We start from the raw sequence: 21,768 nt of genomic DNA, 5'->3' as shown, positions 1-21,768 counted from the left end.
TTTCTGATTTCATGTGGAAAAATACGCTGCGCGGACGTTCGCAAACATGCCGTTGGCGGAGGGAGCGGGATTCGAACCCGCGATACGGTTTCCCGCATACACACTTTCCAGGCGTGCGCCTTCAACCACTCGGCCACCCCTCCGCATTTTCGCTAAAAGATTGGACGGATGTCCCTTTTCCTGCTCGGCCTGGACTCTCTAAGAGCTCCCGGCGCCGCAGGCAACGCGAATCCGCGCACTATAGTGTCCCGCGCGGCGAGCGCAACCCGGTGAATGCAGCTTGCATTTGGGCGCCCCCCGCCCTCGATTGCGCCCTTCACCTGATGAGAAGACGCACCAGGAACTTTGGGGCGCCGCGGCCGCCCGATCAGACGAGGTCTGGATATGCGGCTCAAAAAGGCGCATCGACCTGCCCGTGGACGGCCGATTTTGGGCCTTCCTCATGCCCCTTTGCCCTTTTTTGCATCAAGGACCCTGCGATGTCGTGACCTCCCGCTCAAACTGCGCGATGCTCCCGAGCATGTTCAGCATGAGCCTGCTCTATTAATAGAGATTAATAGAGCCGAGGCCTAACGGTGCGCCAAGCCCGGCCTCTCAAGAGCGGGTGTGAAGGATCAATGGGATAGGGCGCGAAGGTGGCGTTATGTGGCGTGAAGTGTGGCGAAAGGGCCTGCGCGGCCCTGAGAGAGGCCACGAGGAAGGCCTTTAAGCCATCGCTCGGGCGCACGCAGGGAGACTCAAGCGCGGGCTGAGAGGCCTGAGTGTTGGATAGTAGCGTAGAGGTCAATGAAGCGAGTCAGCGAGAGGCGTGGTACGGACGATGCTTGGCGTGAGGCCGCAGCCCGATGGCCTTTGGTGCGAAGACATCAATCACCGCCCGCGTTGTTCCCCGCGTTGATCTTGCCCGCGCCTGCGCTCGCGATACCACTGCGCGCGCCCGCACGGTCTATCTTCGCCGCCACCATGATCTTCAAAAAGGACTTAGATTTTTTCAGCAAAAACATTTCTCCTGTGGACGGACTGCTCGCTTTCCCGCGAAATCTTGAGGGAAGCATTACATTAACTTCGATCCGGATCCGTCATGTGGGGTAATGTGTGGCAAAACGGCGTAATCGGCGGCACGCACAAAAACAACAAAAGCAAGTGGTCGCGGAGGAATTGAAAAAGCCTGCGGGTAAGCCGGTAGAGAGGCGAAGGATCCTTCGTATCGTCGGAAAGTTCGTAGGCTGGGTTTTGGCTTTGCTTGGGGCAATTACAACTTTCAACGTGTTTTACCCAAGCGTTTCAGTTGGTCTCGAAGGGCCAGCCAATCCAGACCTCCCGGTAAGTGTTTCAGTCAATATAAAAAATACGACACAAATAAGAATGCCAGTCACTAACGTGAAGGTGTTTCTTGGATTATGTCAAATTAAATTCATGTATAGAGGTTTCGAGAGCTCTGTAAATTCAACCGACTGCGAGACTCATTTGGCGTATTTCGCTGATCGTGAGAAGGACGTGAAGATTTTACATTATGATGAGACTGATAATTTCAGATTCGATGATATAATAAAAAATATTGTTCCACCGGAATCAAGCCTTACATCGGCAATAATATCGGTGAAGGTCTTGTACAACGTGCCTATAATTCCGTATGACTTCCCAACAGAGTTTGGCTTTAAGGGGCGTTTAGAAGCGAACGGAAAGTTGTCCTGGGCTCCTATACCGATGGAGAAATAGTGTCGAAACCTTCCTTGGGTGGGCGTGTCGAAGCCAACCAGCCGCTCGCCATCCGGGCCGCGGTCGAAGCAATAGATAGGATCGCTGACGCGCCTTGAACTCGCCGTGCAAACGAACGCAATGCTTGTCGATCAAGACTGGATCGACGTGTTTCAGGGGCATTCCCTCCGTGTTGGGGTGAGCCTCGACGGCCCGCCCGAATATAACGACGAGTTGCGCGTCGATCACCGCGGCGGCGGCACTTATCAGAGGGTTTGCAAGGGGCTTCAGTTACTCCAGGAGGCCGCCAACGCCAAACGCATCAACTCGGTAGGTGTCTTATGCGTGATTGATCCAAGACGAGACGCCAGAAAAATATACAGACATTTCGTCGATGACTTAAAAATCGAGCATTTCGACTGTCTGTTGCCTGACTTCAACCATGCTCATAAACCGCCCTCTCCGATTTCCGAATATGGCCGGTTCCTCTGCGATCTCTTTGACGAATGGTCCTCGCGCGAGGATGCGGAAGTGGACATTCGCATCCTCATGAATTGACCGAGACGGAAGAGTCCGAAGAGGGATTCCGCTGGGCGGCAGCATGTGGGAGTCTGGCACATGCGCAATGGAATATCGATCACTCTCGGCGAGGCTGACCGGCGGCGGCTCGACGCTCTGGTCGCAGATCGCAACACCCCACAGAAACACGTCTGGCGCGCCCGGATCGTGCTGCTGAGCGCCGACGGTATCGGCACGAGCGCGATCATGACCGAGACTGGCACGGCGAAGACGACCGTCTAGCGCTGGCAGGCGCGCTTCATGGAAGAAGGCGTGGACGGGCTCTTGCGTGACAAGACGCGCCCTCCCGGCCAGACACCCGTTGCGGATGACAAGACCTCTGCCGTAGTCGCCATGACACTGAAGCCGCCACCCTTTGAGGCGACGCACTGGACGGCTCGCGCCATGGCCAAAGTCGCGGGCTTGGCCGTCTCTACGGTTCAGAAGATATGGAGAGCCCATGGTTTGGCTCCGCATCGGTGGCGCCTGTTCAAGCTCTCCAACGATCCCGCCTTCGTCGAAAAACTGCACGATGTCGTCGGGCTCTATGGCAGCCCGCCGGCTCATGCCATGGTCCTCAGCTTCGACGAGAAGTCCCAGATCCAGGCCCTCGATCGCACGCAGCCGGGGCTGCCGCTGAAGAAGGGGCGCGGCGCCACCATGACCCACGACTACAAGCGCAACGGGACGACCACGCTGTTCGCGGCGCTCAATGTCCTGACCGGCGAGGTGTTCGGGCAGAACATGCAACGCCACCGGCATCAGGAGTTCATCCGTTTCCTCAATGCCCTCGAGCGTGACATCCCGGCCGGAAAAATCGTCCACGTCATCCTCGACAACTACGCCGCCCACAAGCACGAGAAGGTGCGCGCCTGGCTCGACCGCCATCCCCGTTGGACGTTCCATTTCACGCCGACCTCCAGCTCATGGCTCAACGCAGTCGAGGGCTTCTTCGCCATCCTGACGCGCCGACGGCTCCAGAACGGCGTCTTCCGATCCGTCGTCGATCTCCAGTCCGCCATCAACCGTTTCATCGGCGAACACAACCAGACCCCCAAGCCATTCGTCTGGCGAGCCGACCCGGAAGCTATCATCGCCGCCCGAAAACGAGGGTTCCAAGCGTTGGAGTCAATCCACTCAGTTCGATAGTCTCACTTCTTGTCGGCGGCCCCAGCTTTCTCGCCAGCCTCGGCCGGTCCACGGCGACGACCTTGACGATAGAAACAGACGGCGCAATTGGCGCTGACGATATTCTGCGCTCGTCTTCGCCAGGCGAAATGTGGCATGGAGGCTCCGTGTCGGATGTTTCATTCGCCGATCTGCTCTCCAGCGAATGGATGCGCTCCCATCGCGCCAGTCGCAGTGCGCCGTCCGAGTGTCGCAAATGCGTATGGGTATCGGCCTGCAATGGCGGATCAATGCTGCACCGCTACGAAGATGAGCGGCGCTACGACAATCGGTCGGTCTATTGCGACGCCTTGCGAATGATATATGTGAAGGTCGCCAACTACCTGATAGAGCGGGGACTTTCGGCCGGCGCCCTGGCGAGAGCTCTGGCTCAATGAGCCCGGCGTCGCGAATCATTCGTGGCTTCGCCAACGAGAGCGGCCGAATAAAGCAACTCACGTCCTGAGCTTGCCGGCGCGTCACCTTGGCGCTTTGCGGCGTGGCGCCGCGCCTATCGCCGCAGCGCGCCGATGTTGGAATCCCCTCTCGTCTGCCCTAAGGTCCAGGCCCCGAATCGACGAGGACACGACCCGAATGGCTGCTGCAATCGACCGCATTTTGAAGACCATCGCCTCCGAAATCGCCGCTCGGCCGGATCAGGTGAAGGTTGCCGTCGATCTGCTCGATGAAGGCGCAACCGTTCCCTTCATCGCCCGCTACCGCAAGGAGGCGACCGGCGGCCTCGACGACACACAGTTGCGCCAGCTCGAGGAACGGCTTGCCTATTTGCGAGAGCTTGAAACGCGCCGCGCCGCCATCCTTGAATCGATCCGCGCTCAGGACAAATTGAGTGAGGAACTCGCAGGGAAAATCGCCGCGGCCGCCACCAAGGCCGAACTTGAGGACATTTATCTGCCCTTCAAGCCGAAACGCCGCACCCGCGCCGAAATTGCCCGCGAGCGCGGTCTTGGCGCGCTCGCCGACCAGATTCTGGCCAATCGCGATTGCGTTCCGGCGGAGCTTGCGCTGGCTTTCCTGACCGGCGACGTGCCGGACGTGAAATCGGCGCTTGAGGGCGCGCGCGATATTGTGGCCGAAGCTTTCGCCGAGAATGCGGATCTCGTCGGGGCCCTGCGCGCCTATCTCAAAAGCAAGGCCATGCTTCGCGCTCGCGTTATTGAGGGCAAGGAGGAAGCTGGGGCAAAATTCTCGGACTACTTCGATCACAGCGAGCGCTGGGCGACGACGCCGAGCCATCGCGCGCTCGCCATGCTGCGCGGCCGAAACGAGGAGACGCTATCGCTCGAAATCGAGATCGACGCGGATAGCGTCGCGCCGGTGAAGCCGGTCGAACAGATGATCGCGCAGCATTATTCAATATCGCTCCAAGGCGGCGCCGCCGACGCATGGCTGTTCGACGTTGTGCGCTTCGCCTGGCGGGTCAAGCTCTCGCTTCACCTGACGCTCGATCTGATGAACGAACTGCGCGAGCGCGCCGAGGCCGAGGCGATCGAAGTGTTCGCCCGCAATCTGAAAGACCTTCTTCTCGCCGCGCCTGCCGGCCCGCGCCCGACCATGGGCCTTGATCCCGGCATCCGCACCGGCGTCAAGGTCGCCGTCGTCGACGCCACGGGCAAGCTGCTCGACACATCGACGATCTATCCGTTTCAGCCGCGCAACGATGTGATGGGCGCCGAGGCGGAACTGGCGCGTCTGATCCGCAAGCATCGCGTTGAACTGATCGCGATCGGCAACGGTACGGCGAGCCGCGAAACCGACCGTCTCGCCGGCGACGTCATCAAGGCCCTGCCCGCGCCGCAGCCGACCAAGATCGTCGTCAGCGAGGCTGGCGCCTCGGTCTATTCCGCCTCGGCCAGAGCCGCAGCGGAGATGCCTGATCTCGACGTGTCCTTGCGCGGGGCGGTCTCGATCGCGCGGCGCTTGCAGGATCCGCTCGCCGAACTCGTCAAGATAGACCCGAAAGCGATCGGGGTCGGCCAATATCAGCATGACGTCAATCAGACCCGCCTTGCCCGCTCGCTCGACGCCGTCGTCGAGGACGCCGTCAACGCGGTCGGCGTCGATCTCAATATGGCCTCGGCGCCGCTGCTGTCGCGCGTATCCGGCCTCACCGCTTCGCTGGCCGACGCCATCATCGTGCATCGCGATCAGAACGGCGCCTTCAAATCAAGGCGCGATCTTCTGGCGGTGCCGCGCCTCGGGCCCCGCGCTTTCGAACTCAGCGCAGGCTTTTTGCGCATCACGAACGGCACGGAGCCGCTCGACGCCTCTTCCGTCCATCCTGAGGCCTATGGTCTTGCACGGAAAATCATCACCTCGTGCGGACGCGATATTCGCTCGCTGATGGGCGATTCGGCGGCCTTGAAATCGCTCGATCCGGCGCGCTTCGTCGATGAGCGTTTCGGCCTTCCGACCGTGCGCGACATTCTGCTCGAACTTGAAAAGCCCGGCCGCGATCCGCGTCCCGAATTCAAAACGGCGACCTTCGCTGAGGGCGTCGATGACATCAGCGCCTTGAAGCCCGGCATGATGCTCGAAGGAACGGTGACCAATGTCGCCAATTTCGGCGCTTTCGTCGATATCGGCGTGCATCAGGACGGGCTCGTGCATGTGTCACAACTCGCCGATCGCTTCATCAAGGACCCGAGCGCCGTCGTCAAAGCCGGCGACGTCGTAAAAGTGCGCGTCGTCGACGTCGATTTGAAGCGTAAGCGCATCGCGCTTTCCATGCGCAAGGATGACGGCTCCGCTTCGGCCATTCCTAGCTCAGCCAGGGGCGCAGGCGGCGATCCGCAAGTACGGGCGCAGCAGCAAAGATCGACGCGGCAGGAAAAGAGCGCGACCCAGAGCGCGCTAGGCGCGGCTCTAAGCGAGGCTTTGAGGCGCAGATAGGCGGCGCGTCCGCGCTGGCCCTATTTCGCGCGATTCATGAATGCTTAATTTTAGAGGTCCTCTCTGGGAACTTCCTGCTCAGAGGGGCGCGAATCAAATGTGCGCAATGACGCAGCGGCGGCAAGGCGCGCCTATATAATTAAAGACACGACATCACCCCGGGGACGGAGCGAATCATTATCGTTTTCGGATCTCAATCGATGCGGATCTCCTCCGCAAAGCGAACTCCACGGAGACGGCGCCATGACCGAGGGTTGTTTCGACCGGCCTTTCGAAGAAGCGTCCGAGGCTTCACCGACAACGCTCGCGCTGGCGACGACCCGCTCCATTGAACTCGCCGCTGTTCCGACTCGGCGCGAGCACGACCTTCTTGGGGAAGCCGAGATCCCGGCCGATGTCTATTGGGGCATTCATACGCTGCGAGCTGTCGAAAATTTTCCCATCACAGGCGTGCCTGTCGGGCATTTTCCTGAACTTGTGCGCGCCCTGGCGCTCGTCAAACAGGCGGCCGCGCGCGCCAACCGGCGTCTTGGCCATTTGGCTTCCGGCAAGGCGGAGGCGATCGACCGGGCCTGCGGCCTCATCATCAAGGACAAACGTTTTCTCGACCAGTTCGTCGTCGACGCCGTGCAAGGGGGAGCCGGCACGTCGACCAATATGAACGCGAACGAGGTCATCGCCAATGTCGCTCTCGAACTGATCGGCCGGCCCCGCGGCGACTATGGCGCGCTCCACCCGATCGACGACGTCAACATGGCCCAGTCCACCAATGACGCCTATCCCAGCGCGTTGCGGCTTGCGGTGATCTTCGCCACCGAATCACTCGTCCACGCGCTGCAGGATCTCGCCTTCGCGTTCAAGGCCAAGGCTGTCGAATTCGGCGACGTGCTGAAGATTGGCCGCACCCAGTTGCAGGACGCCGTGCCGATGACGCTCGGCCAGGAATTCGACGCCTTTCATGTGACGATCAAGGAGGACGTCGATCGTCTGCAGGAGGCCGCCGCGCTGTTTCGCGAGATCAATCTCGGCGCGACGGCGATCGGCACAGGCATCAATACCGATCCGCGCTATGCCTCGCTGGCCGTCGCCGAGCTGGCGCGCCTGTCCGGCCAGCGCCTGACCCTCGCCGCCAATCTCATTGAAGCGACGTCGGACATGGGCGCTTTCGTTCTGTTCTCCGGCGTTCTGAAACGCATCGCGGTGAAGCTGTCGAAGATCTGCAACGATCTGCGCCTTCTATCATCCGGCCCGCGCGCGGGTTTGGGTGAAATCCGCCTGCCGGCGGTGCAGGCTGGTTCGTCCATCATGCCGGGCAAGGTCAATCCGGTCATCCCGGAGGTCGTCAGCCAGGTCGCTTACCTCGTCATTGGTCATGACCTGACCGTGACGATGTGCGCGGAAGGCGGCCAGCTTCAGCTCAACGCCTTCGAGCCGACCATTGGCTATGCGATCCTGACCTCGCTGCGAATGTTGACGGCTGCGATCGAAACCTTGGATCAGCGCTGCGTCGTCGGCATCGAGGCGGATCGCGAACGCTGCCTCGAATTGGTCGAGAACAGCATCGGACTTGTCACCGCGCTCGGGCCGATGCTCGGCTATGAGACGTGTTCACATATTGCGCGGCGGGCGCTGCGCGAGGGGCGCAAGGTCGCCGACATTGTTCTCGAAGAAGGCTTGATGACCGAGGCCCAGCTTGGCGATTTGCTGGGCGTCGAAAATATGACGCAGCCCTCGCCGCGCAAAGCCTCGCCCGTGTTCGAGCCGAAGCATTGAAAACTCACGCCGCGGCGGCAGCGGCTGCGATGAGCGACTTGAGCGGAACGGAGTCGTCGGCGAGGTCCTTTGCGCTCACCTTCGCCCGATCGGCGATCAGCCTTTTCGAGGCCATGAATTCGGCGGGGCGGTTGATCGCGTCGGCGGCGATCACGCGGCCATCCTTCAGATAGAACGCGATGAAGGACGCGCCTTCCGTCGAGCCACGGATGGCGAGTTCGTCATAGCCTTCCGAGATGCCGGCCATTTGCAGCTTGAGGTCATACTGATCGGACCAGAACCACGGCGCCGTCGCGGCCGGAGCCGGCTTGCCAGCGATGACCGCCGCGACCGTCCGCGCCTGCTCGAGCGCGTTCGGCACTGATTCGAGCCGCATCTTGCGCTGCAGAAATCCATGCCGCGCATGGACGGCGCAATCGCCGATTGCGAAAATATCCGGATCGCTGGTGCGCGAGACGTCGTCGACGAGAATGCCGCCGTCGATGACAAGTCCCGCCGCCTCTGCAAGCTCCGTGTTGGGAACGAGGCCGATGCCGACGAGAACGAAATCCGCCGCGACCGAGAGCCCGTCGCCGCATTGCACGGCGCCGACGTTCTCGCCGTCCGGCCCCGGCGTAAATCCGCTGACGGCGACGCCGGTGAGGATCTCGACGCCTGCGGCGCGGTGAAAGCGCTCGTAAAACGCCGAGACCTCCGGCGCCGTCACGCGCGCCAGCACGCGCGGCGCCCCCTCGAGCACAGTGACTCTGAGACCGCGCTTGATGGCGACGGCCGCGAACTCGAGTCCGACATAGCCGCCGCCGACGATGACGAGGCGGCGGCCAGGCTGCAGCTGAGGCTGCAAAAGCTCGACGTCGGCGATCGTGCGCAGATAGAAGATGTTGCGCAGCTTCGCGCCGGGAACGCTCAGCTCGCGCGCCCGGCCGCCAGCGGCGATGACCAGCTTGTCATAGGCGACGCTTTCGCCGCTTTCGAGCCGCAGCCGGCGCGCCTCGCGGTCGATGCCGGCGACGCGCTGGCCGAGGCGCAATTCGACGCCTGCTTTCTCATAGGCGACCGGCGCCTTGTAGATCAGCGCGTCGGCGCCGATCTCGCCGGCGAGATAGGCCTTGGAGAGCGGCGGCCGCATATAGGGCAGATGCTTCTCCTCTCCGAATAAAATGATGCGGCCCTTATGGCCGTTTTGGCGGAGTAGCGTGGCGGCTTCCGCGCCAGCCTGCCCGCCGCCAATGATGGCGACGGTCGATCCCGCGTCGATGTCGGTGGCTTGTGACACGATGGTCTACTCTTTCCTGAAGCAGTCCTGCGCAGCTTTCGAGAACGCAAATGACTCAAAGAGAGGCCTTGACGCAAGATCAAAGTGATCTCCGGCGCTCGCCCCGTAGCGGCGCCGTTGAGGATTTCTAAAGCATGTTTCGAGAAATGACCGGCTCTAAAAAGGCACATCAACCATTGGGTTACAGAAAAGAAAGCATCATCGCTCCAATTTGAAACGATCGAGCGCGAGCAGCGTCTTTGGGTTCTATAGGAGGGCTGCGGCTTTTCAAACGGAGTCTTCACCTTTGCAGGGCCGCTTTTCGCCGGCAAAGCCGGATCAGCGTTCCAACCTCAGGCAAGGTTGCTTGGCCATATTTATGACATGGAACGAAATATCGCGTCTTAAGTTGGATGGATCAACAGGCCGCACGATAAGGTGGCAAGATTCTTGCCGCGTTAAAACCCTAGTTTGGTCAAATTGATGGATCAAAGGTTAATGATCGGGCGATCAAGAAGCAGTGATCATGAATAAGATGTTGAAACAGGGCAGCTTTTTCAGCCAGGGCCCAGCCACCTATCAGAGCCGCTTCGAAATGCCGGAAATGGACTTTTCGGGCGCGGGCCCCATGTGCGCGCAATTCGGCAGCCGTTTGCGCAGGGTGTTCGAGCTTCCGTGCCCTGAAAGCCAGCCGGATCGGTTCCAGATTCTTTTGAACCAGATCGAGGAAAAGCTGGGTTCAAAGCTCTGACCACGCGGCCGGCGGGAGACCCGATTCCCCCGGCTTGAGTCTTTACGACGGTTGCAGTTCAGAAAAAAGGCCGCCCGATCGGGTGGCCTTTTCCGTTTTATCCGCGTCGTCGGACGCCCCTTCTCAGTCCTTGGCGCGCTCGACGTAGGAGCCGTCCTCGGTCTGCACGACAATGCGCGTGCCAGGGGAAATATGTGGCGGCACCATCGCCCGAGCGCCATTCGAGAGCTTCGCCGGCTTATAGGAGGAGGACGCCGTCTGGCCCTTCATCGCCGGCTCGGTCTCGACGACTTCGAGCGTCACGCGCGCCGGCAGCTGGATAGCGACGGCGACCCCGTTGAACATCGAGAGGACGCAGTTCATCCCTTCCTGAAGATAAATTGCCTGGTCGCCGATCACCGCGGGCGGAACGATGACCTGGTCAAAATTCTCGCCATTCATGAAAGTATAGCCGTCGGCGTCCTGATAAAGGTAACTGAAATTGGAATCTTCGACATAGGCGCGCTCGACCTGCTCGGTCGTCTTGTAGCGGTCCGTCGTCTTGACGCCGTCGGAGAGGCGGCGCATGTCGATCTGCGTCGTCGGCGTGCCCTTGCCGGGGTGAAAGCTTTCAGCGGTCAAGACGACATAGAGCTGACCGTCGTCTCTCTCGATAATATTGCCTTTGCGAATCGAACTGGCGATGACTTTCACTGGTTTTCCTTTATACGATCAAACGATGCGAACGCCGGCCTTCGCCGCTGGGGCGTCCGGGTTCTCGAAATTGGAGCCGGATGCGATGGCCTTGCAGGTTTGCTTCAGTGCAACCATGGACGGAGCCATTCGCGGGCGAACTGAAGAAAACTTGGGTCGGCGGTGCGCGTCCGCGCTTGCGCCTATCGCTAGCCATGTTCCGCCGCGCTTTTCAAGCGAAATAGCATGGTGAGCGCGCGATCGCCCTGGTGGCGGCCGGATATCCATGCGGACCGGCGCCCCTTCCTCAAGGCGCGCGTGAGGATGCTCGCTGGCCTGCGGGCGTTTTTCGGCGCGCAATCTTTCGTCGAGGTCGACACCGCCATTTTACAGATCTCGCCGGGCAACGAAGCCCATATCAGCGCCTTCGCCACTCAAATGCAGGATGGGGCGGGAAGGGCGTCGCCTCTCTATCTGCATTCGTCGCCGGAGTTCGCCGCCAAAAAGCTGCTGGCGGCCGGCGAGGAGCGGATATTTACCGTCGCCCACGTGTTCAGAAATCGCGAGCGGGATAGGCTCCACCATCCCGAATTCACGCTCCTCGAATGGTATAGGGCGCACGCGCCCTATCAGCGGCTTATCGAGGACTGCGCCGGGATTCTCGCCGCGACGGCCAAGGCGGCGGGCGCGGATTTATTGACCTATGGGGGCGCGATCGCCGATCCGTTCGAGGAATTGGAGCTCTTGAGCGTGACGGAGGCCTTCGATCGCTACGCCGGGATTGATCTGCTGGCGACGATCGACGGATTGACCCCAAACCGCGAGGCGCTCGCGGCAAACGCGCAAAAATGCGGCGTCCGGGTCGTGCGAGACGACAGCTGGTCGGACATTTTCAGCAAGCTGCTTTCCGTCAAAATAGAGCCTCATCTCGGACACGGTCGTGCGACAATCCTCATGGATTATCCGGCCAGCGAGGCTGCCTTGGCGAATTTACAAGAGGATCAGCGGCTTGCTGAGCGCTTTGAACTTTATGCTTGCGGCGTTGAGCTCGCCAATGGGTTCGGCGAATTGACGGACGCCGACGAGCAGCGGCGCCGCTTTGAGGCGGAGATGGCGGAGCGCCAGCGCATCTATGGCGAGAGCTATCCGATCGACGAGGATTTCCTCGCCGCCCTGGCTGTGATGCCGCCGGCAAGCGGCATCGCGCTCGGCTTTGACAGGCTCGTCATGCTTGCGACCGGCGCGCCCCACATCGAGCAGGTGATCTGGACGCCTGTCGCCGAAGGCGTTTGGGCGAAATGAGCCCGTCGCCTCCGACGCTTCGCAGCGCCGCCGACCTCATCGGCGCTGGCCTCGCGCCCGAGGCGCGCCGGGCGGAGCTTGAGAGCATCGCGAGGTCCTACGCGATCGGCGTGACGCCAGCGGTCGCGGAACTGATCGACCCGAAGGATGCGCGCGATCCCATCGCGCGCCAATTCATTCCCGATCTCGCCGAACTCTTTCCCCGCCCCGAGGAACTCAGCGATCCGATCGGCGATAGCGCCTTCAGCCCGGTTGAAGGCGTCGTTCATCGCTATCCCGACCGTGTGCTTTTGAAGCTTTTGCATATTTGTCCGGTCTATTGCCGCTTCTGCTTCCGTCGCGAGGTCGTCGGACCAGGTAGCCCCACGCATCTTGCGCCGAAAGCCCTCGACGCGGCGCTTGCCTATGTGGCCGCGCAGCCGCGCATCTGGGAGGTAATTCTGACCGGAGGCGATCCGCTCACCTTGTCGCCGCGACGCCTCGCCGACGTCATGAAGCGCCTTGAGGCCATTGAACACGTCAAGATCGTACGCCTGCACACGCGTGTGCCCTGCGTCGATCCTGACGCCGTCAGCGCCGATCTGATCGAAGCCCTGCGGCAATCCGCCAAGACGGTTTATGTCGCCTTGCACGCCAACCATCCGCGCGAATTGACGCCATCGGCCCGCGCGGCCTGCGCGCGCCTCATCGACGCTGGCGTTCCGATGCTGAGCCAGAGCGTGCTGCTCGCAGGAGTGAACGACGACGTCGAGACCCTGAGCGCTCTGATGCGTGGATTTGTCGAGACGCGCGTCAAGCCCTATTATCTGCACCAGCTGGATCTCGCGCCCGGAACGGCGCATTTTCGTGTCGAAATCGAAAAGGGCCGCGAGTTGATGCGCCAGTTGCGCGGCCGCCTTTCCGGCCTATGCCAGCCAGCCTACGTTCTCGACCTGCCCGGAGGTCACGGCAAATCGCCGATCGGCCCCAATTACGTCGATGAAACCAGCGCCAAGCCGGCCTATAAGATCAGTGATTACAAAGGCCGAGCGCATGTTTATCCGCCGGGTTCCGCGAGCCCTGACGCCAGCGTAGCCGCAGAGAGCGCTTGCGATCGCGTGCGGTGATCTCATTTGGCGCATTTGGGTTGCGGCCCGCGCGGCGCGGGTCCTGTTTTGAAAGGAAGCATTATTGAAATATCTCGCTTGCGTTCTCGGCATAATGACGCTGCTGGCGATGACTCCAACGCGAGCGCAGACGCAAGCTCCGCCGCCCGCAGCGCCTGCCCCAGCCAAGGCGGCTCCAGCCCAACCCGCGGCGGCGGCCGCTCCGGCGCCGGACCTCGCGCGCCTCGCCGACACGCTAGACAAGGCGAACGCCGCCCTCAATAATATCTCGACCGCCCTCGACCGCCACAATCAGACCGATAGCGACCTTGCCGGCGCTCGCCAGCAGATCGGCCCGATCGCGGATTCCGTCAACACCGTCACCGAGCGCATCACGCCACGCATCGCCGAGATCAAGGCGAGGCTGGACCAGCTCGGCGCGCCGCCCGACGACAAATCGCCGCCTGAAAATCCAGCCGTCACCGAGGAGCGAACTGCGCAGCAGCAAAGCTTCAGCAACGCTGACGAACTCTTGAAGCGCGCCAAGCTGCTCTCCGTTCGCGCAGACCAGATGAAAACCGACATCTCGGCCAGACGGCGCGCCTTGTTCACGAGATCACTGTTTCAGCGATCAACCAGCATCGCCAACGCCAAACTCTGGACCGACGTCTGGCGCGAGGCGCCCGGAAATATCGAAGACATCGGCTCATTGTTCAGCGATTGGGCGTCAAGGATCAGAGCCCGCTTCGATGGCTGGAGGCTGGCGGCGTTCTGGCTTGGTCTTGGCGCCGTCTTTCTCGCCTACATTCCGCTCGCCGTGCTCGCCAAACGCGTTCTCGCGCGCAGCAGCGCCGTCGAAAAGCCGGACCGCCTGCTGAAAATTCTCGGCGCCTGGTGGATCGCCCTGGTCATCGCCGTTCCGCCCGTCGCGCTGACCTACATCGTCGTTTTCGGGCTCGACGCCGCTGACCTCGCCACCTTGCGCCTGCAAGCGGTCTTCGAGGCGATCGGCAGCGGCGTTCTTCGCATCGCGGTCGCCGCCGGCATCGCCCGCGGCCTGTTTGCGCCGACGCGGCCGAACTGGCGCGTGCCTCCGATCGGCAACAGCGCCGCGGCGCTTCTCGTCGGCGTCGCGACCGCCGTCGCCTCGATCGTTTCGGCGACGCGCCTTTGTGAAGCTTTCAACGACGCCGTGGACGGCTCGCTTTCATTTTCGGTCGCGACGCGCGGCCTTGGCGCGCTGATGGCGGCGATCGCCCTCGCTGTGGGGCTTTGGCGCGTCGGCGCCGATGCGACCGATGCCGACTGCTTCGGCCCCGCGCTCACGAGACGCTGGAACTGGTTCGGCATTTTGCGCGCCGCCGCCATGGTCGCCGCGTTCGTCGTCGCAATCGGCGTCTTTGTCGGCTATCCGACTTTCGCAAGTTTCTTCCTCGACCAGACGCTCTGGACCACCGCCGTCGTCTCCCTTTACTTTATGGCGAGCATATTGATCGAAGAGGCGATCGCGACCGGGTTCAAACCGGCGGCGAAATTCGGGCATTGGCTGATCAACCGCATAGGGCTTCAGCGCGATTCGCTGGAACTGGTCGGCATCCTGCTCTCGGGCGTCCTGCGGCTCACCCTGTTGATCGTCGCGGTCATAGCGGTGCTGGCGCCGTGGGGCTTGCAATCGACCGACGTCCCCTTCGATCTTCGCTCCGCGTTCTTCGGCTTCAAGATCGGCGATGTCGTCATTTCTCCGGCCTCGATCGTCATTGCAGCAGTCATATTCGGGCTCGTCTCGGCGGCGATCCGGGGCTTGCAGGGCTGGCTCGAGTCATCCCTGCTCCCGCACACCACGCTCGACTCCGGACTGCGCAATTCGATCACGACAAGCCTTGGCTACGTAGGATTTATTCTCGCCGCGGGTCTGTCGCTCGGCTATCTCGGCCTCAGCTTCGAAAAACTCGCCATTGTCGCCGGCGCCCTTTCGGTCGGCATCGGCTTCGGGCTGCAGTCGATCGTCAATAATTTCGTCTCGGGGCTGATCCTGCTCTGGGAGCGCGCCGTGCGCGTCGGCGATTGGATTATCGTCGGCGGAGATCAGGGTTTTGTCCGCCGCATCAATGTGCGCTCGACCGAGATCGAGACTGTCGACCGCGCGCAGGTGATCATTCCGAATTCGAGCCTCATCACCGGCGTCGTGAAGAATCTCGTCCGCAATGACAGAAGTGGACGGATCGTCATCGCCGTGACCGTCAACGGCGCCGCTGATCCCGAAAAAGTACGGGAGGTTCTCTTCGCCGCGGCCAGGGGCAATGACCGCGTATTAAAAATTCCCGCGCCGCAAATATTCTTTACGGGCATGTCCGGATCGACCCTCAGCTTCGAACTCGCAGCCTTTGTCGCCGACGTCGAGATCATGACGCGCGTGCGCAGCGACCTCCATTTCGAAATATTCAAACAGTTCAAGGAGCATAAATTTTTCGACGGACCGCCGGTCGACCCTCAAAAGATCCAGATCGTCGGCGCGGAGAAACTCGGATTTCAGGCGCCGGGAAGAAGCGCACAGGATCAGCCTGGCGCGAGCGCGGCGGTCAGCTGAGACGTTATCCTGCGCCGGAGGCGGCCTCATCGGCCATCCGCGCCGCGGCAGCCGCCGCCGCAAGATGGCCGGTCTTGACGAACAGCGTGCATCCGTCCGCCGAAAACAGGCGCTGCACCCGCCCGCCGGGATCGCGGATCCACGTCCCCGCCGGATAGTCTCCCTCGGCGTCGGCGCAGGCGCCAGCGAGAACGACCATCTCTTCGCCGTCGGGGTGGATGGCCCGGTTAAGGGTCGCGCCTTGATCAAGCCGGACAAGGAAGGTCGTGACCCCGGCAAAATGATGCAGCGGTTGAATCGCAAAGCCTTCCGGCGCTTTGCGCCATTCGCCGGACGCCGTGTCGATTTCGACGTGATCGTGATCGTCCTTGTCGAATTGCCAGAGCTTGACGAAAAGCGTGCAGCCTTGCGCGCTGAATGGCGCATGGGAGGAGCCGATCGGGTCTCGAATATAGGCGCCAGCCGCGTGGAGCCCATTTTCATCCTCGAACGCGCCGTCGATGACGTAAACTTCTTCGCCGCCGCCATGCGTATGACCAGGAAAGTCGGTTTCCGGCGCAAAGCGCACGAAGCTCGTCGCCCGGGCGACTTCCCCGCCGATCCGGTCGAGCATCAGCCGCTCCACGCCCTTCTGCGGCGAGGGCGTCCATTGCGCATCGCCACGGCGCACCACAATCCGACGCGTGAAATCAGCGTTAATTCTCATGAACGGAGCCCTGTTTCCTTCGACGCCTATCGAAAATGCTCAATATTTCAATGTTCAGCCTACGGTCTTGCTAGGGAAAAACTGCGGCTTTCCGAACACACCTCCTTAAAATCGCGTCACGATATCGGCGAGCGCCGGCCGCACGCGATCCTCGCGCCTCCAGTCATTGCGGCCGATATGGACGAACCCCGCGATTTTTTCTCCGGCCCCAACGCCAAGCCGAGCCAGAACCTCCTGATTATAGCTATACCATTCGGTCAGCCAGGCGGCGGCGAAGCCAAGCGCATTTGTCGCGACGACGAGGTTCATGCAGACCGCGCCCGCGGATAAAACCTGCTCCCATTCGGGAATCTTCGGGTGAGGCGCCGCGCGCGACACCACCGCGATCACCAGCGGCGCGAGGCTAAGGCGCGTTTGCTCGGCGGCTTTGCGTTCAGCGCCCGCCCCCGGGTTCGCTTGCGCATAGACGTCCGCGATGATGGCTCCGGCGCGCTCGCGCGCATCTCCTTCGAAGACGATGAAGCGCCAGGGCGCGAGCTTGCCATGGTCGGGCGTCCGAGCGGCAATCGTCAGCAGGGTTTCGATCTCTTGGGCGGTGGGTGCGGGACCTGACAAGGTCGCCGGCGGCGCCGAGCGCCGGGTCTTAAGCATTTCGATCAGTTCGTTCATGGCAGGTTCACTGAACTCGGCATAGAAGGGGTGGCGGCGATCAAATCCCGCCGCGCCGACAGACACAAGCGCGCCTCGATGACATCTGGCGATTTTATTTATGGAACAAGCATAATTGACCGGGAGAAGGGAAGGAAATGGAGAGGCCAGCTTCGGGACGCCCTCGGGGCATATGCTGGTCAGATTGAAGCGCGTTCCCAAGTCGAGGGTCACAATACGTTCAAAAATCCGCGATGCTCGGACTTCGCTTCATCCGCTCCTTGAAAACGCCGTATAATTTGGCGAATTGGCACGCTGCCAGCCTCAATGTGCCCAATCACGCAGCAGTTTGCTGAGACGCTGCGAGAACTCGCTTGCCTCTCCATTACGAACCCGCCCATCGGAACTCCATCCTAATGTCGTTTTTCGATACGCTCCCCTACCCTTCAACCACGCTCGGCCGCCATGCGCGCCGAGGGCTTTCCGAAGCGGAGGAGCGGCTTCAGGCGCCGGTCTGGACAGGCCGGGCGAGCTTCTTCGCCGTGATGGCCCTTCTGGCGTTCCTTGGCCTCGCCCTCGCCTGCTGGCTGGTAAGCGGAGCGGTGGTGCCCTGGGATTCCAAGAATCATTTCTATCCGATGTTCCGTTTTCTCGCCGACGCCCTTCATCGCGGCGAGATCCCGCTTTGGAATCCCTATCATTTTGCCGGACACCCGTCCGTAGCCGATCCGCAATCGCTGCTCTTCACGCCAAGCATGGTGCTGTTCGCGCTCATTGCGCCCAACGCTTCGATGCAGCTGTTTGACGGCGTCATACTGGCTCATCTCGCTTTCGGCGGGCTCTGCATGCTGGGACTGTTCCGCCGGCGGCGCTGGAGCCCCGCTGGCGCGGTCCTCGCGGCGCTGATTTTCATGCTTGGCGGCGCGGCCTCGTCGCGACTGCAGCACACTGGAATGATCATTTCCTATTCTTTCTTTCCGGCGGCGCTTTGGTGCCTCGAAATCGCGCTGGAGCGGCGGTCCTATCGGTTCGCCGTTCTGTTCGGCGTCTTCGCGGCGCTGATGACGCTGGGGCGGGATCAGGTCGCCTATTTGCTCTGCATGGTTCTGGCCGGGCGCGTCATTTTCGCCATCGCGCAATCCGGCGCCGCTTTCGCCTATCTTCGCGCGAGACTGGGCGTGCTCGCCCTCGCAGCTTGCGTGATCGGCGCGATTCTCTTCGTTCCGGCCCTGCTGACGATGCAGTTTCTCGGTGATTCCAACCGCCCCGGCATCGCCTTTGGCGTCGCGGCGGCGGGATCGCTCGCCCCCGTCAATCTCATTACGCTCATCGTGCCAAATTTCTTCGGCTCTCTTGATCATCTTTACGATTATTGGGGCCCGGACTACGACACGATGACGCGGGCCGACTGGACCGACCGCGCCGTCGATTATCTCTTCGTCGGCACTTTGCCGATTCTCCTTTTCGTGTGGCATGGGCTTGCAGCCGGTCGGATCTTCGCGCGCGGCATTCGCTTTTTCCTCATTGTCCTGGTCGTGGCGGCCTTGTATTCGCTCGGCCGCTACACGCCGTTCTTCTCGCTTGCTTTCGATTGGATTCCAGGCGTTTCGCTCTATCGCCGGCCGGCCGACGCCACCTTTATCCTCAATATCGCCCTGGCTTTCGGCTCGGGCTATTTGCTGCATCGCTATGTCGTCGACGGTCTGCCGGGCTTTTTCGGCGCACCGCCGCGATGGTTCGGCTGGGCGCTGGCCGCGGCGACCACGCTCGCCGTCGCCGGTCTGATCGGCACTGGCCTCGCCTTTTCCCTCCGCGAAGGCCGGGTCGCGACTTCGATCGGCCAGCTTGGCGTCTCCGCCGCGATCGGCCTCGTTGGAGCGGCGCTTCTGTTCGCCTTGCAGGATCGCCGCAGGCGGGCCCTGGCGGCGGGCTTGTTCGTTCTCATCACCGGGGGCGAGATCGTCTGGCGCAACGCCGCCTCGTCGCTCAACGCCGAGCCGGTCAGCCGCTATAGCGTCTTCGCGACGATGACGCCGGGCGAGGCGGCGGGCGTCGCGCTGCTGCGTCGCGAAATCGCCGCCAAGACGCATGATGGCGAGCATCCGCGCGTCGAGATCCTCGGGCTGCCTGGTCCATGGCAAAACGCCTCGATGGCGCTGAAGCTGGAAAATACCGTCGGCTACAACCCCCTGCGCATCGACGGTTATGAGCGCGCCGTCGGCCCCGGCGACAATGCCGGCGATCCCAATCTGCGCCATTTCCCCGGCACGTTTCGCGGCTACAAATGCCGCCTCGCATCTTTGCTCGGGCTTGAATATCTGGTCCTCGATCGGCCATTGACGCGCTTGCCGCGCCACGTGCCGCGCCCGAAGGCCGCCTTGATCTATTCGAGCGACAATATGTATATTTATAAGCTTGGCAAAGCCGCGCCCCGCGCCTATTTCGCGCCAGACGTCAAAATTGTCGATAGCGAACAGGTGCTGGACGAACACGTCATGCCGGACTTCGACCGCACTCACGAAGCGCTGATCGATCAGGCAAACCTTGATGATCTCCGGCAGGTCCGCGACCGCGTTTCCGACGCAAGCTTCAATGCGCCGCCGGTCGCGACGCCAGATCCGTCGCGTGTGGAGATCACAAATTACTCCGACAATGCGGTAACGCTCGACGTTGACGCCGACAAAGCCGGCATTGTCGTGCTCCACGATCTCTTTTATCCTGGATGGGAGGTTCGCGTCGACGGCAAGCCGCAGCCGATGCTGAAAGCCAATATTCTGTTCCGCGGCGTTGAAGTGCCGGCGGGACGCCACAGCATTGAATTCGCTTTCCGGCCGCTGTCATTTGCAAATCTGTCGGCGGCGTTTTCGACCATCCTGCATAAGACCGAGGAGTAAGGGATCACGTGAAGCCCGATTGGCGCGCCGCGACCGGCGCATGTTTGCGCGCAGCGGGCGCGGATTTGCCTAAGACCACTGCGATGAAAGCGCTCTTGAGCTTTGCCGGCGCCCTGTTCGCCTGCGTTTGGCTCACGACGGCGGCTATGGCGCAAACTCCGAATACGGCCCCGTCGGACGCATCGAAGATTCCGCCCTTGCGCCTGCCCGCGGGCGAAGAAGCGGCGAAGCCACAGGCGGCGCAGGGCAATATTCTGCACCTTAGCGCTTTTCTCGGCGCGACCGACACGCAACCGCTGCGCGCCGGCGTTCACTGGCGCGTCTTTGATGAAAAGGCCGAACTCGACGGGTCCCACACACTCGTCGCCGACTCAACGGACGCGGCGCCGGCGCTCACCCTTCGCGACGGCAATTTCATCGTCCACGCCGCCTTTGGCCTTGCTGGAGCAACAAAAAGAGTCGAGATCAACGGCAAGAGCGTGACCGAGAAACTGGTTCTCAACGCCGGCGCGCTGCGCGTTGTCGGCATGCTCGGCGATGCGCCGATCGCTCCTGCGAAAACGCAAATCTCAATCTATGTTCCGGAGCGAAACAACTCCGAAGCAAAGCTCGTCGCCAATGGAAAATCCGGCGATATGATTGGCTTGCCGGAAGGCAATTATCACGTCGTTTCGACCCTGCTCGACCAGCAAAGCAATGGCTCGGTCAACTCGACCAATTCGGTGATTAGCGCCGATCTGCACGTGCAGCCAGGCAAACTGACTGACGCGACCTTGCGCCATCGCGCGGCGACGATGACGTTGAAGCTCGTCAGCGGTCCAAGCGGCGAAGCGCTCGCCAACACTTCCTTCACGATCCTGACGCCCGGCGGCGACGTCATTCGCGAAATGATCGGGGCCTTCCCCTCGCTGGTTCTCGCGGAAGGCGAATATGTCGCCATCGCAAGGCACGACAGCAACGTCTATCAAACCAATTTCAAGGTCGAATCGACGGTCGACAGAGATGTCGAGGTTTTGGCGAAATAGGGTTGCGCTTGCCGCGGTCTGGAAAAGCTTCGCCGGGGATCGCGCCGACCGCCAGGGTGGGCGGCCCGCACGATCCAATATGAGCGCCAGCCCGCTGCGGTCCGGCTCAGGCCGCTTTCAGATTAGAAATTTCGTGCTGGGCCGCTTTGATCGCGTCCGCCTTGGGGTCCGGCCCAAAAGCGATGCCTTCGGCGCGCAGGATTTCGACGCCGGCAATGCCTATGAAGCCGAAAACGGCGCGCAAATAGCTTTCCTGATGATCGAGCGCCGCCGCAGGGGCGCCTCCCGAGAATACGCCGCCGCGCGACGAGGCGATGATCACTCTCTTAGGCCCGGCCAGCCCCTCGGGGCCTGTCTCGGAATAGCGAAAGGTTTTTCCGGCGATGACCACCCGGTCGATCCAGGCCTTGAGCTGGCTTGGGATTGCGAAATTATACATAGGCGCGCCGATCACCACGATGTCGGAGGCAAGAAATTCGTCCAGAATTTTGGCCCCGAGAGCAACGTCTTGCCGCATCTCAGCGTCGGGCGCCGGAGCTCCTGGCTGTTGCGCAGCGAGGTAAGAACCTGAAAGGTGAGGCGTCGGCTCCGCGGCGAGGTCGCGGTAGATGATCTCAAGGCCGGGGGTGATCTCGCGCAGCTTCGCGACGATATCGGCGGAGAGCTGACGACTGACCGAATAGCCGCCGAGAATGCTGGAATCGATGTGCAGAAGTTTCATGGACCGATGCTCT

The 21,768-nt window shown here is 61.6% G+C and carries 17 protein-coding genes, 1 tRNA gene and 1 pseudogene; 12 read left to right on the top strand and 7 right to left on the bottom strand.

What is annotated here, in order from left to right; all coding sequences use genetic code 11:
- Positions 1 to 53: 53 nt before the first annotated feature.
- Positions 54 to 143 (bottom strand) — tRNA-Ser (locus tag SIN04_RS06185).
- A gap of 723 nt (positions 144 to 866) precedes the next feature.
- On the bottom strand, positions 867 to 998 hold the full coding sequence (locus SIN04_RS06180; RefSeq protein WP_280178129.1) for a hypothetical protein: 132 nt from the start codon (positions 996 to 998) through the stop codon (positions 867 to 869).
- A gap of 145 nt (positions 999 to 1,143) precedes the next feature.
- Between SIN04_RS06180 and SIN04_RS06175 the strand changes: the two genes are divergently transcribed.
- The 6 genes and pseudogenes from SIN04_RS06175 (at position 1,144) to SIN04_RS06150 (ending at position 8,109) form a co-directional block, all read left to right on the top strand.
- Positions 1,144 to 1,719: a hypothetical protein gene (locus SIN04_RS06175; RefSeq protein WP_134487347.1), complete on the top strand. Its 576-nt coding sequence runs from the start codon at positions 1,144 to 1,146 to the stop codon at positions 1,717 to 1,719.
- Positions 1,720 to 1,839: 120 nt separating this feature from the next.
- A complete protein-coding gene (locus tag SIN04_RS06170; RefSeq protein WP_134487344.1) occupies positions 1,840 to 2,256 on the top strand; it encodes a hypothetical protein in 417 nt (138 codons plus the stop codon).
- A 60-nt stretch (positions 2,257 to 2,316) separates the two neighbouring features.
- Positions 2,317 to 3,405 (top strand): annotated as a pseudogene (locus tag SIN04_RS06165) (IS630 family transposase).
- A gap of 62 nt (positions 3,406 to 3,467) precedes the next feature.
- Complete coding sequence (locus SIN04_RS06160) at positions 3,468 to 3,821, top strand: hypothetical protein (protein WP_134487340.1); 354 nt, start codon at positions 3,468 to 3,470, stop codon at positions 3,819 to 3,821.
- Positions 3,822 to 4,017: 196 nt separating this feature from the next.
- Complete coding sequence (locus tag SIN04_RS06155) at positions 4,018 to 6,336, top strand: Tex family protein (protein WP_134487337.1); 2,319 nt, start codon at positions 4,018 to 4,020, stop codon at positions 6,334 to 6,336.
- Positions 6,337 to 6,579: 243 nt separating this feature from the next.
- Entirely contained in the window at positions 6,580 to 8,109 is a 1,530-nt protein-coding gene (locus tag SIN04_RS06150) for an aspartate ammonia-lyase (protein WP_134487334.1), read from the top strand.
- 4 nt (positions 8,110 to 8,113) lie between these two features.
- Here the strand turns inward: SIN04_RS06150 and SIN04_RS06145 are convergent, their stop codons facing one another.
- Positions 8,114 to 9,385 carry an NAD(P)/FAD-dependent oxidoreductase gene (locus SIN04_RS06145; protein ID WP_134487331.1) on the bottom strand — a complete coding sequence of 424 codons (1,272 nt, stop codon included), beginning with the start codon at positions 9,383 to 9,385 and terminating at the stop codon, positions 8,114 to 8,116.
- A gap of 505 nt (positions 9,386 to 9,890) precedes the next feature.
- Here SIN04_RS06145 and SIN04_RS06140 point away from each other — a divergent pair.
- Complete coding sequence (locus SIN04_RS06140; RefSeq protein ID WP_341264298.1) at positions 9,891 to 10,115, top strand: hypothetical protein; 225 nt, start codon at positions 9,891 to 9,893, stop codon at positions 10,113 to 10,115.
- Between the two features lie 123 nt (positions 10,116 to 10,238).
- On the opposite strand, the gene efp is transcribed toward SIN04_RS06140, so the two are convergent.
- The gene (efp, locus tag SIN04_RS06135; protein WP_134487325.1) at positions 10,239 to 10,808 is read right to left on the bottom strand and encodes an elongation factor P; all 570 of its coding nucleotides are present in this window, start codon (positions 10,806 to 10,808) and stop codon (positions 10,239 to 10,241) included.
- A 225-nt stretch (positions 10,809 to 11,033) separates the two neighbouring features.
- On the opposite strand from efp, the gene epmA reads away from it, so the two are divergent.
- The 3 genes from epmA to SIN04_RS06120 all read left to right on the top strand — a co-directional run bounded on the left by epmA (position 11,034) and on the right by SIN04_RS06120 (position 15,761).
- Positions 11,034 to 12,089, top strand: coding sequence for an EF-P lysine aminoacylase EpmA (gene epmA / locus SIN04_RS06130; RefSeq protein ID WP_134487322.1), 1,056 nt, complete (start codon positions 11,034 to 11,036; stop codon positions 12,087 to 12,089).
- Positions 12,086 to 13,195: a lysine-2,3-aminomutase-like protein gene (locus SIN04_RS06125; protein ID WP_134487319.1), complete on the top strand. Its 1,110-nt coding sequence runs from the start codon at positions 12,086 to 12,088 to the stop codon at positions 13,193 to 13,195. The genes epmA and SIN04_RS06125 overlap by 4 nt, the downstream gene beginning before the upstream one ends.
- 64 nt (positions 13,196 to 13,259) lie before the next feature.
- Positions 13,260 to 15,761, top strand: a complete 2,502-nt coding sequence (locus SIN04_RS06120) for a DUF3772 domain-containing protein (protein ID WP_134487316.1) — start codon at positions 13,260 to 13,262, stop codon at positions 15,759 to 15,761.
- A gap of 4 nt (positions 15,762 to 15,765) precedes the next feature.
- Here SIN04_RS06120 and SIN04_RS06115 read toward each other — a convergent pair whose 3' ends face one another.
- Both SIN04_RS06115 and SIN04_RS06110 read right to left on the bottom strand, forming a co-directional pair.
- A complete protein-coding gene (locus SIN04_RS06115) occupies positions 15,766 to 16,467 on the bottom strand; it encodes a cupin domain-containing protein (protein WP_134487313.1) in 702 nt (233 codons plus the stop codon).
- Positions 16,468 to 16,572: 105 nt separating this feature from the next.
- Positions 16,573 to 17,136, bottom strand: a complete 564-nt coding sequence (locus SIN04_RS06110; RefSeq protein ID WP_134492322.1) for a nitroreductase family protein — start codon at positions 17,134 to 17,136, stop codon at positions 16,573 to 16,575.
- A gap of 395 nt (positions 17,137 to 17,531) precedes the next feature.
- Here SIN04_RS06110 and SIN04_RS06105 point away from each other — a divergent pair, with 395 nt between their 5' ends.
- Both SIN04_RS06105 and SIN04_RS06100 read left to right on the top strand, forming a co-directional pair.
- Positions 17,532 to 20,009 (top strand): YfhO family protein, encoded by a 2,478-nt coding sequence (locus SIN04_RS06105; RefSeq protein ID WP_341264297.1) that lies wholly within the window; start codon positions 17,532 to 17,534, stop codon positions 20,007 to 20,009.
- 83 nt (positions 20,010 to 20,092) lie between these two features.
- Entirely contained in the window at positions 20,093 to 21,034 is a 942-nt protein-coding gene (locus tag SIN04_RS06100) for a hypothetical protein (protein WP_134487308.1), read from the top strand.
- 106 nt (positions 21,035 to 21,140) lie between these two features.
- Here the strand turns inward: SIN04_RS06100 and SIN04_RS06095 are convergent, their stop codons facing one another.
- A complete protein-coding gene (locus SIN04_RS06095; protein ID WP_341264296.1) occupies positions 21,141 to 21,755 on the bottom strand; it encodes an FMN-dependent NADH-azoreductase in 615 nt (204 codons plus the stop codon).
- Between the last annotated feature and the right edge of the window lie 13 nt (positions 21,756 to 21,768).

The sequence above is a fragment of the Methylocella tundrae genome (genome assembly GCF_038024855.1).
Taxonomy (GTDB): Bacteria; Pseudomonadota; Alphaproteobacteria; order Rhizobiales; family Beijerinckiaceae; genus Methylocapsa; species Methylocapsa tundrae.
The sequence above is the reverse complement of the archived record's forward strand: the minus strand, read 5'-3'. Positions and strand labels throughout refer to the sequence as shown.